We start from the raw sequence: 11,730 nt of genomic DNA on the forward strand, positions 1-11,730 counted from the left end.
GTTAATTTTGCAAGCTGGTTTTCCTTCCAAGAAGGTTGGTGATTTTATTCCATAACCAAATAAACCCATTACCAAGATCTTGTAAGATAAGGTACATACATGGCACTAGCACGAGTGTTACCAATGTGGCAAACAGCACCGAGAAGCCAAGAGCAACCGCCATTGGGATAACAAAGCGCGCTTGTAAGCTGGTTTCAAACATAATTGGCAATACCCCAACAAACGTGGTGATTGAGGTCAGTGTAATTGCGCGAAAACGTGCACACCCCGCTTTTGTTACCGCCTCTTTTATCGATGCGCCTTGCGCTCGCATTTGGTTAACAAAATCGGTCATAACTAGGGAATCATTAATAACCACCCCGGCTGCAGCAATAAGACCAAAGGTCGACATCAATGAAATATCTAAACCAAACGAGAAATGACCCCAAATTGCTCCCACCATACTAAATGGAATCACCGACATAATAATTAACGGCTGGAAATAACTCTTCAGTGGCACTGCCAGCAAAATATAAACAATAAACATACCAGCTACGAAAAACAGTTTCTGCTCATTGGCCTGCGCTTGCTGCTCTTCAATTGAGCCGCCAAGTTCAGATTTTACTGTTGGGAATTGCTCTTTAAGTTGTGGAAGTAACTCATCTTTAACCGATTTGACAACGGCGTCAGGCTCAACCACTTCTTCATCAATCGCGCCCCAAATATACACACTGCGATAACCGCCTTCACGGCGAATATAACTAATACCCGGCTTTTCAACTAAATCAACAACATCACCTAGCATAACTTCTTTGCCGCCAGGTGTTGTGATAACGGTATATTTAAGTGACGAGTACGCTTCGCGTGTTAATTTAGGATAACGCACCATTACCCGCACTTCTTCACCATTACGAATGACTCGCTGCGCTTCGCCACCATAAAAACTCGCGCCTACCTGATTAGCAATATTGGCAAGATTAAGCCCTAGATCGTACGCAACAGGCTTTAAGCTGATTTGCACTTCTTTGCTGGCAGGGTCGATTGTCGAGCTAATATCAAACAAGCCTTTTTGTTGTTGCAGCATCGCAATAAACTGACGACCTGCGGCGTTTAAAGTATCGATATCAGGCCCAAATAACAGATAACCAAATTCACCATCATTGCCGCCACCGTTTACATCATCTTGAATATTAATTGATTTAAGCCCCGGAATTTCGGGTAGTGCTTCACGCCAACGACGCGACAGTTCAAAGGTGTTGTATGGCCTTAATTCTTCATCAACCAAAGGAACAACAAGTTGGCCTTCGGTACGACCTTGGTTAAACACCAACATATCGCGGATCATGGTTTGGCCGGTATTTGCTTGGGTTTCTTTGTCTATTTGTGTGATCACAGCTTCAATTGTTTGCAACGCTGAAATAGTTTGCATATCTGAAACGTTATCGTTCATTTCAATACGAATTGTTGGGAAGTCGTGTGGCACTTTTGGTGTTGGTACAACGCGCACATAATTGCCTGCTAGCAAACCAACACTAATCATTAGTAACGCAACAAAAACGGCAAATACAGCGTAGCGCCATTCTACACACTTAATAACAAAACGCTGATAAGGGCCATTTACAAAGCCAAAAAAGCGCTTGTTAAACTTGGCTCTGAAGCCATCTGTTTTTACTTCACTAAAATGGGTGTGCGCCAAGTGGGCGGGTAAAATTAGCTTAGATTCAATCAAGCTAAAGATTAAGCACAAAATAGAAACTGCAGCGATACTGACAAAAAATGCACTTTCAGGTCCACTTGATAGCGTAAACGGCGCAAATACCGCAATGGTGGTCAGTACACCAAAAGTAGCAGGTGTCGCTACCCGCTGCGCACCACGCACCACACTTGTTACGCCGGGGCCGGACCGTTCAATTTCACTATAGGCACTTTCGCCAATTACAATGGCATCATCAACCACAATACCCAGCACCATAATAAAGGCGAAAAGCGATACAATATTAATGCTTACGCCGACCATCGGCATCATCATCATGGCACCCAAGAAGCACACTGGCAGACCCACCATCACCCAAAGCGCCAATTTAAAACGTAAGAATAGGGTTAGCATTAAGGCTACTAAAATCGCACCTTGAAATAGGTTTTTCAGCATCATATCGAGACGCGCATTGAGGTAGTATGTCATATCAACAATGCTTTCAAGCTGCACGCCCGGTGGCAGTGTTTTATTGCGCTCTTCAATATAGCGGTTTACCGATTCCGCTACTGGAATCATATTCTGGTCTTTCGTTGCTTTTACCGACAAAGAAATCGCATTGGCACCCGACATTTGGAAATAGCGTTCACCTTCAACAAATTGGTCTTTAATTTCCGCAATATCACCCAGCAATACTTTTGCGCCATTGCTGCCCACCTTCACGGGGATCTGACGGAATTCATCGCCTTTATAAAACTGATTTTCCACACGCACAGAAATAATGCCCGAGTCGGTTTTCAGTTGGCCTGCTGAAATGTTGGCAGAATAACGACGAATCGCATCACTTACTTGGCTTAAGGTAAGATTATATTTGCGCAGCTGATCGGGTTGAATTTCAACCGCTATCTCATCGTCTGGCGTGCTTAAGTTAACCAATGACACATTTTTTAATTGCAGCAATTCCGTCTCAACTTGGCGCGCAATTGGTTTTAGCTGAGTGAGCGGTAAATCACCGACTAACGCCATATTGATAACATCTTGCTGAAATTCTATCTGCGAAACGGTAACGGGCTCCATGCCAGCGGGGAAAGTGGCAATACCATCAACTCTCAGCTTTACTTTATCGAGTACTTCAGCCAAGTTTTTATCAGGGTCGATCTCTAGAGTTACACTACCGCCATTACGAAACGCACGCGAAATGCTTTTTTCAATTTCAGTAATGTCTTTAATCGACTCTTCAATCTTGATTAAAATGCCTTCTTCAATTTCTTGTGGCGAGGCGCCTGGGTAGTTGGCATTAACCGTAATATAGTTAATTTCAATGCTGGGAAACATTTGTCGCTGAATCGTTGCGTAGCTCACAATGCCCATTAAAATAATGAAAAGCATCATTAAGTTGGCGGCAACTGAGTTATTGGCAAAAAAGGCAATTAGCCCCGTTTGTTGATTGTGTTTCATGGTTTGCCCTTACTTTAGCGCTTCGCTTGATTTACTTGCTGCTAGCTTTACCGCCATGCCCTGCTGCGGGTATTCAGGCAGTGTTAGTACCAGCTTCTCATCATTAGTAAGGCCTTTATCAATCAAAAAGAATGCCCCTTCACTGCGCAATATATTTACTTCTTTGGCTTGCAGCTTTTGTTCGTTATCAACAACCCATACAGTACGGTTATTCACAAGCTCTTGTGGCAATTTAAATACTTGCGATAGTTGCTGACCGCTAAACGACACTTCTACATATTTACCAAATTTTAAGTCGCTACCTTGGCTTTTAAGATTATATGGATCGTCAACCTGAACCACGATATGGCTCATTCGCGTTGCACTATCAATTACCCCTAAGTCACGCGCAATTTTACCTTGGCGAGCAAAGCCATTAACGCCTTTATAAGAGATATCTACGGGTGTTTCAGCAAGCGGTGAAGGCAAAAATAAACTATCAAAACCAGCAATCGGTACAATGATTTCAGCGGTTTCAATATTGTTTAGCTGGGCCACTTGAGTTCCTTTATTAACAAACTGGCCAACGCCAATATCACGCGAAATAATTAGCGCATCGTAAGGTGCTTTTACTTCGCAATCAGCAAGGTCGCGCTGTGCGCGCATTAATGCAGCTTGTGCTGATTTTACTTGTGCTTGTGCGCTAAGCACTTGTGGTTTTCTTAAGAATAAATCGGTGCGTGGTTTATTCGGAAAGCGTTTGGCTTCATCTTCCGCAACTTGTGCTTTTGCTTGCTCTTCTATCAATGCTGCTTGTGCGCTAGTAAGTGCGGCTTCGGCTTGCAACAATGCAGCCTGATAATTATCTTTTTCAATGGTGAATAACACTTCACCACGTTTTACTAAGCCACCCGCGACAAAGTTCTTATGCCAAGACATCACTTCGCCCGAAACTTGCGCCGCTAAACGCGTTGTTTCAAGTGGCTTTACCTCGCCAAAACTGGTTAATACAACTTGATGCTCAACCGCTTTTAATGTTGAAACACTTACCGTAGGACGGGTATCAACAGGCTTTTTCTCGCCATCATCCGCGGCGCTTGCTTTGATTAAACTAAAACCTAAGGCTCCGATAATAAAAATACCAATTGGTACTAAAATTTTGACGAGTAACGCTTTCATTTATGACTTCCTGTTGATTTTATACACGCTAAATATAACCCAATTTTTCAGATAATTTTAGCCTATGACCATGATGTTACGTTTATTTTTGCCGTGTGGATTTTTACCTTGGTTAATTATCGATTTTTTCTTCACTATTGCGAATAGCTATGGGATAACAAATAAAAATCAGCAGGAATTTGTAATTATGTTTAAACGTACACTTATTGCGTTAGCAACACTCAGTAGTTTTTCGGCAATGGCGCAACAGCTTGTATTAAATGCCGATGCGGCACTCGATATCAACACTGGCAAATTATTTAAACCAGCCACACTAGTGATTGAAGATAATAAAATTGTGAGCGTTGGCAAAAGCAACCGCAAAGGTTACGCACCTGATGCCAAAATAATGGACTTAAAAGGCTATACACTATTGCCAGGGCTTTTTGATATGCATGTGCATTTAACAAGTGACGCCCAAGTACATGGTTACAAACGCCTGCAACGCACTACGCAACGTTCTGCAATTACCGGAGTGCGTAATGCAAAACGTACATTAGAGGCAGGTTTTACATCAGTACGTAACCTAGGCGCTCCAGGTTACGCCGATATCGCGCTAAAAGATGCAATTAGAGATGGCGATGTACCTGGCCCTCGAATTTTTGCGGCTGGGCCAAGCCTAGGCGTTACTGGCGGACACTGTGACAATAATTTATTAACCCATGAACATGCAGTGACGAGTCAAGGTGTTGCCGATGGCCCTTGGGCAGTGCGAGCAAAAGTGCGTGAAAACATCAAATACGGCGCCGATGTTATTAAATTTTGCGCTACCGGTGGCGTGCTATCAAAAGGCACTAAAGTAGGTGCACAGCAGTATTCACAAGAAGAAATGACTGCGATTGTCGATGAAGCTCATTTACGCGGCCTAACGGTTGCTGCACACGCCCATGGTACCGATGGCATTAAATCGGCAATTAAAGCAGGTGTTAATTCGGTTGAGCATGTCAGCTTTGTAGATGACGAGGCAATCCAGTTAGCGCTTGAAAAAGGCACTTACTTCTCAATGGATATCTACAACACCGAATATATTCTTAGCGAGGGCAAAAAAGCCGGCATTCTAGAAGAAAGTTTAAATAAAGAACGTAAAGTAGGATCGCGCCAGCGTGCAAGTTTCACTAAAGCGGTAAAAGCTGGAGTGAATATGGTGTTTGCATCTGACGCAGGTGTATATCCTCACGGTGACAACGGTCACCAATTTAGCCGCATGGTGAAGTTTGGCATGACTGAGCTACAAGCGCTGCGAGCGGCAACTATTAATGCCGCAACGCTACTTAAACAGCAAGATTCTCTTGGCTCGTTAGATACAGGTAAATTTGCCGATGTAATCGCGGTTAAAGGTAATCCACTTGAGAATATCAGTACAATGGAGCAAGTTGATCTCGTTATAAAAGACGGTAAAGTTGAAGTTAATTTAATTAAATAAAAAAGGGGCTCTTGCCCCCTTTTTTACAACTCAAAAAATTCTTTATTTCTGCGGTATTCGCCCATACCAACGCCTTTATGTTTAATAAATAATTTACGAAACGCGGCGTCATCTTGATAGCCTAAACTCAATGCAATTTGCTGCGCTGTTTTACTGGTTGTTTTTAATAAACCACACGCGCGTTCAATGCGTGCAATTTGTACATACTGCATGGGCGCAACGCCTAACAGCTTTTTGAATCGACGAGTTAATGTACGCTCACTAATATTAAGCTTATACGCCATGGTTGATACATCGATACTGCTATCCAAGTGATCGCTGATCCACTGCTCTAGCTTTCGCATTTCCGCATCTTGGTGCTCAGGTAAATCATTTAACGCAAAAAATGCGCTTTGTTTTACCTGCTCAGTATCTATCAATAGATAACGAGCAACTGTATCGGCAATATCTTTACCTAAATAATGACGCACCAAGTACCAAGTTAATAGCAAAAAGCTCGATGTTGCACCGCAAGTTAAAAACTTACCATCAAGTCGCAACATTTCACTGGTATCGAGTTTGCACCCTTTTATATGACGTTGAAAAAAACTATCTAGCCACCAGCTTGCGGTAATTTTTTTATCAGCCAATAGCCCTGTGTGCGCCAGCAGCGGTACAGCAGTGCATCCCGACATTACCAATTCAGCATTTTCTGCAAGCTTAACAATATGCGGATGAAACGGCTTTAGGCTTTTGCATAGCTGCCAGAGATCCTGATCGCTGCGGTATTGGCTGCCAGGCCAAATCACCACATCAAATTCACTGGTTTCTTCAAGCCATACATCCGCTTTAAACACCAATCCTTGGCTCGATTCTACGTATTTTTTATCGACACCGATTAACTGCCAACTAAAGGCATCTGCATTTGCGCCAGTGCGTTTTTTGTAAACACCATTCGCCACATTGAGTACATCAATTACACCTGTAACTGCGGTTGCCATCACACCTTGATTAACCAATATACCAATTTTGTGCATGTCTTTAATTAACCTTTTTTAGTCAGTTAAGACACGTTATAGCAAGCTTTTTAGCAATACACTAGGTCTTATCGTGTTTACTTAAGGAGAAAAAGACACATGATTTGGATATACGGCCCTATTTTGGCACTGCTAGTATTGACCTTTTATTTACTGATCCGCGCAGCGACAAAGCGCATTGTTGCAGTACGTAAAAAACAACTCAATTATAAAACAGTACAAAATCTCGATTATCGCGAAATGCCGCAAGATATTCTGTTAGCAGGGCGCAGTTATGATAATCAGTTTCAACAGCCAATTTTATTTATTATTCTATTAGGCTTTTTATCGTTTCATTCCATTGAAACGCTCATTTGGATGATTGCTGCTTGGAGTTATGTTGCGCTAAGGTTTTGGCATGCCTTTGAGCATATCTCTGCACGCAATTTAAAAAGGCGTACATATGCGTTTGGCTTAAGTGCACTATTACTTATGGCAATGTGGCTGACGTTTTTATTAACTCAGTTGCTCTAAACTAAAACGTTAAGCACTTAATTGGCCATTAAGTGCTTTAACATGATCGGCTTACTTTATTAACCCGAGCTTTATTAACCCTAGTTCAGTTTAAATAATCGCCTTTCTAATACAAAACCCATAATGCCTGATGCAAATAACAGTACGCCAAGCACTTGTAACCATGAATTAACTGGGCGGCGAATCTTTTTACTCATTAGGTTATCAAGCTTATAAATACGTCTGCCTCCTGCGACTGTCTCGGTATAGCTTGGGCCTTTATATTCTGGTGTCATTTGCACTAATGTAACGCGACGCTTTGCCATTTCTAAACTTAAGGATTTATTTTTTTTCTGCCTTTGTAATGCCGACAACTCCTCACCTGTATTAAAATAATACCTTTCCCAACGCGAAAATATATCCGCTGGTTCATCGTCTTTCACTACGCCAATCGATTCATAGTGGTACACATACTCATTAAAAATAAGCTTGCTGTAACCTATAAAAAATAAGGTCGCGGCCAGCACGATGCTTATGCTAGCAGCCAATAAAAAGTTGCGCCTTTGCGTAAATTGGTTTTGTGATTTTTGTGCAATAAACTGCTCTACATCGGGTATTTGCTTTAGCCGTGACATGTCTTTTTGCACTAATTCGTCTGTTACAAAGTCACTCAGTGACACTTGAAACGCTGCGAGTATTTTCCGCAAAATGTCATTCGATGGTAGCGATTTATCATTTTCTAACTTTGATAAATACGATTGTTCAATACCGGCTTCAGCTGCTAATTCAGGTTGGCTTAACCCTTTTTCTTGTCTTAATTGTTTTAACTTTTCACCTAATGTCATTTTATATTCCTTAATTCGCTAATTGTCCGTCGCTGGCCAGCAAACACGCTTATTCTTGGCTAGTCATTGGAAAATAAACAGCTGAATATTTTAGAATATTGAAGAATTTCATATTTTTACTTTGATTTATACCACTTACCATAAGGTTTTCTATACTAAATAAAAAAGCGTTAGGCGAAGACAAATAATGAAACCAATCCACCTGATACTAGTTATTTTTACAAGCTTGCTATTAAGCTCATGCTCTCAGCCTCATAATCCAAAAATCAAACTGGCAATCAATCCATGGCCAGGGTACGAGTTTTTATATTTAGCGAATGAAAAAGGGCTATTTAAACAAGCAGGATTAGATATAGAAATAATTGAAGCACCGTCACTGGCTGAAGTAAAACGCTTTTTCAGACAAGGCAAAGCAAATGCCATGACCAGCACCATGATCGAAGCAGTATCGCTAGCTGCGCAGCATAAAAAATCAATATCCATTGTATTAGTGACCGACTATTCAAACGGCGGTGATATGATATTAGCAAAGTCGGACATTAGTGAATTTAGCCAAATTAAAAGTAAACGTGTAGGTGTTGAGCTTGGTTCGCTAGGTTCATTCTTTTTGCATCAAGCTCTGGCGAAGCACGACTTGGCACTTAATGACATTGAAATGCTAAACATCGAGCAGCTTGATGCGCCCGACGCATTTGATAAAGATATCATTGATGCTTACGTAACATACCCGCCCTATTCCAACTTATTATTAAATGAGTTTGAATTACAAAAGGTATTTGATTCGAGTGAAATACCTAAAACAATTTTAGATGTGGTAACGGTTTCAAGCGATCTAGTTGAACAAAACCCAGAGTGGATAACACGCTTTCATAGAGCATGGCAAGCGGCGCTTGATTACGCAAAGCAACACCCCATCGAAGCAAACAATATTATGGCTAAACGTGAAGGCATCAGTGCGGATGAATTTGCCGCAGCTTTTCAAGATTTAAAAGTCTTATCCGCAAATGATCAACGAGAGATACTCTCGCCAAAAGGCTTATCGCAAAACATGCAGCAAGTGTGTACTGTGCTAAATGAAACAAATAGTATAAATTTTGAGTGCAAAGCGCTCTCGCAGTTTTTATCTATAGGGAAAATAAGTGACTGAAGGCTTAACGCTCGGAAAGCGAATAACTTTACTGCTCAGTATTATCTATATCACCGTGTTAGCGGGGTTAGTATTGTTTAATAAACACAATGCAACCCAGCTTTCTAAAGCAATGATGAAGCATGAAGCCGAGTTAATTATTGAAAGCATTGTTGTTGCCACAGCCAACCGTATTAGCATCGCAAACTTTAAACGAGTTACAAGTGCAATAGGTGCAAACGACGCGGTAGATCATGTTCTTATTGCTAAAGCAGATTCAGGGGTTATTTTAGCAAGCAACCAAGCAGAATTAATTGGCGAATCATTTACCTCTTCTCATTTTCGCTTTAGCCAATTACTCGATAACCTAAACTTTAACCAAGCGCCCGACTACTTTTATTTTGATAACCAACTAATTTATTTAGCCAGCTTTGAAGCGGTATCAGAAGACCGCCGTTCACTTGAAGATCTCATTTTTATTTTGGTGATAAACACTAAACAATTAGGCAACTATATTGCACTGTCTAACCAATATATTTTCTTCGCTGCCCTATTTGGCTTTTCAATCACCATGGCAATGAGTATTTATGTGATTCGCTCCCAAGCAATTGTGCCGCTATATCAACTATTAAACTCTATTCGCGCTGGTATTAAATCTCGTAAACCCAAAAAAGTATCTGTTCAACGCAGCGATGAAATTGGCGAACTGGTCAATGCATATAACGATTTACTCGATAATTTATTATCCAAGCAGGCCGAATTAAAGAAAGAAACCGAAAAAAGCCAATTGGCCGCGCAAGCTAAGTCAGATTTCCTCGCGGTCATGAGTCACGAAATTCGCACGCCGTTAAATGGCGTACTTGGCACAGCAACACTGCTTGCCAAAACATCAATGACCGAACAACAACAGCAACAACTTGATGTAATTACCAGCTCGGGGCAGCAATTGCTCGCGACCATTAATGATATTTTAGATATCTCGAAAATCGAGGCAGGCAAACTTGTATTGCACCCCGTGGCGTGTGAAATCAACCAAATGCTAAAGAACGTTGTCGATATGTTTAATGCATCGGCGATGGAAAAAGACGTTAGTATTATCGCAAATTACACTAATCAAACATCTTATGTGGCACTTGATGATGTGCGCGTAAAACAGGTATTAATCAACTTAATTAGTAATGCGATTAAATTTACCGAGCAAGGCACTGTGTCGGTGTCGGTAGAATTAACCGCAACTGGGCAAGGCAAATATTTACTCACCATCACGATTGTTGATACCGGCATAGGTTTAAGCGAAGCGCAAATTGACTCCTTATTCACTAAGTTTGTTCAAGCAGATGCCAGTACAACCCGTAAATACGGCGGCACTGGCCTAGGTTTAGCCATTTGTAATGCCCTAGTAAAACAAATGAATGGCGCAATTGAAGTTGCCAGTAAACTTGGCCAAGGATCACGTTTCGTTGTGACTCTACCGTGTGATGAGGCTGAAAAACCAAAGCTAAATCTAGACGCCGCACACACTATTGAAAAAGTAGTCAATGCAGCTATTTTACTGGTAGACGATGTGCCACTAAACCAACATATCGCAAAAGCGATGCTTGCTGAGCACACTGTGACAACAGCAAATAATGGTCTTGAAGCCGTAGCGAAGGCGAAAGAACATCAGTTTGATATTATTTTAATGGACTGCCTAATGCCTGAATTAGATGGCTTTGATGCCACTAAGCAAATACGCGAATTTGATATTAATACCCCCATTATTGCGTTAACAGCCAGCAACCAGAGTGAAACCAAAGATAAATGTTTAGCCGCTGGTATGAATGACTTTTTATCTAAACCTTTGGTTGAGAAAGACTTACTCAATATGATCAATCAATGGGCCAATCGCCCATAAGCCAGGTTTAATAAATCCAGTTATCACCGAATATCGCCTTTAAACACTATTAAGCTCATCGTTTTTAATTTTTGCTTAGTCTAGCCTTAACGAATTTAGGAGGCATTATGCTTAAAACATATAAATTAGTGTTAGCTGGACAGCAAATACGCTTAACAAAAAATGATCAGCAGGATGCAAAGCTTTATATCAATGGACAAAAGCAAACCTTAATTAAGCAGTCATTTAAAAATCGCACTAACTACTTAGCTAAACTTGAAAAAATGGGTGATTTTATTATCAGCCAGGTAACAACTCGATTAGGCCAAGAAATTCGCTTTTATTTAAAGTCGGCAGGCCAAAATCAGTTGCTATTTAAAGCCAACGCGTAAGAAAAAACTTAAGGAATCGATATGTTTTCAACTGTTACTCACTACCTAATTTTAGCGGCACTGCTTATCACCGCTATTTTCTTTTATACCGTTTCGTTTCAAAGCGGTACTTTTTTGGTAATTATATTAGGTGTGTTGTTTGAGCTAGCGTTTTGGATAAAACTTGTAAAAGGTAAGAAAAAAGCAAAAACCTAGGGCAGTTAGGTTTTTGCTTTGGTGTTAGCTAAAGGTACAAG

At 41.0% G+C, this 11,730-nt stretch carries 10 protein-coding genes; 6 read left to right on the forward strand and 4 right to left on the reverse strand.

The features are described 5' to 3' along the window. Window position 1: 1 nt before the first annotated feature. Both AN214_RS08615 and AN214_RS08620 read right to left on the reverse strand, forming a co-directional pair. Window positions 2-3,130, reverse strand: coding sequence for an efflux RND transporter permease subunit (locus AN214_RS08615; protein ID WP_054979360.1), 3,129 nt, complete (start codon window positions 3,128-3,130; stop codon window positions 2-4). A gap of 9 nt (window positions 3,131-3,139) precedes the next feature. After that, complete coding sequence (locus tag AN214_RS08620) at window positions 3,140-4,288, reverse strand: efflux RND transporter periplasmic adaptor subunit (protein WP_054979361.1); 1,149 nt, start codon at window positions 4,286-4,288, stop codon at window positions 3,140-3,142. A gap of 187 nt (window positions 4,289-4,475) precedes the next feature. Here AN214_RS08620 and AN214_RS08625 point away from each other — a divergent pair, with 187 nt between their 5' ends. Next, window positions 4,476-5,750 (forward strand): amidohydrolase family protein, encoded by a 1,275-nt coding sequence (locus AN214_RS08625; protein ID WP_054979426.1) that lies wholly within the window; start codon window positions 4,476-4,478, stop codon window positions 5,748-5,750. Between the two features lie 23 nt (window positions 5,751-5,773). Here the strand turns inward: AN214_RS08625 and AN214_RS08630 are convergent, their stop codons facing one another. Then, entirely contained in the window at window positions 5,774-6,766 is a 993-nt protein-coding gene (locus tag AN214_RS08630; protein ID WP_054979362.1) for a GlxA family transcriptional regulator, read from the reverse strand. Window positions 6,767-6,865: 99 nt separating this feature from the next. On the opposite strand from AN214_RS08630, the gene AN214_RS08635 reads away from it, so the two are divergent. Further along, window positions 6,866-7,279, forward strand: coding sequence for an MAPEG family protein (locus AN214_RS08635; RefSeq protein ID WP_054979363.1), 414 nt, complete (start codon window positions 6,866-6,868; stop codon window positions 7,277-7,279). Window positions 7,280-7,359: 80 nt separating this feature from the next. Here the strand turns inward: AN214_RS08635 and AN214_RS08640 are convergent, their stop codons facing one another. Continuing rightward, a complete protein-coding gene (locus AN214_RS08640; RefSeq protein ID WP_054979364.1) occupies window positions 7,360-8,103 on the reverse strand; it encodes a helix-turn-helix domain-containing protein in 744 nt (247 codons plus the stop codon). A 187-nt stretch (window positions 8,104-8,290) separates the two neighbouring features. On the opposite strand from AN214_RS08640, the gene AN214_RS08645 reads away from it, so the two are divergent. The 4 genes from AN214_RS08645 (at window position 8,291) to AN214_RS22865 (ending at window position 11,689) form a co-directional block, all read left to right on the forward strand. Next, window positions 8,291-9,250: an ABC transporter substrate-binding protein gene (locus AN214_RS08645; protein ID WP_054979365.1), complete on the forward strand. Its 960-nt coding sequence runs from the start codon at window positions 8,291-8,293 to the stop codon at window positions 9,248-9,250. Next, a complete protein-coding gene (locus AN214_RS08650; protein ID WP_054979366.1) occupies window positions 9,243-11,123 on the forward strand; it encodes an ATP-binding protein in 1,881 nt (626 codons plus the stop codon). Before AN214_RS08645 ends, AN214_RS08650 begins: the two co-directional genes overlap by 8 nt. 107 nt (window positions 11,124-11,230) lie before the next feature. After that, window positions 11,231-11,494 carry a hypothetical protein gene (locus tag AN214_RS08655; protein ID WP_010561357.1) on the forward strand — a complete coding sequence of 88 codons (264 nt, stop codon included), beginning with the start codon at window positions 11,231-11,233 and terminating at the stop codon, window positions 11,492-11,494. 21 nt (window positions 11,495-11,515) lie between these two features. Continuing rightward, complete coding sequence (locus AN214_RS22865) at window positions 11,516-11,689, forward strand: hypothetical protein (protein ID WP_010561356.1); 174 nt, start codon at window positions 11,516-11,518, stop codon at window positions 11,687-11,689. The last annotated feature ends 41 nt before the right edge of the window (window positions 11,690-11,730 follow it).

This window comes from Pseudoalteromonas sp. P1-9, assembly GCF_001399975.1.
Lineage (GTDB): Bacteria > Pseudomonadota > Gammaproteobacteria > Enterobacterales > Alteromonadaceae > Pseudoalteromonas.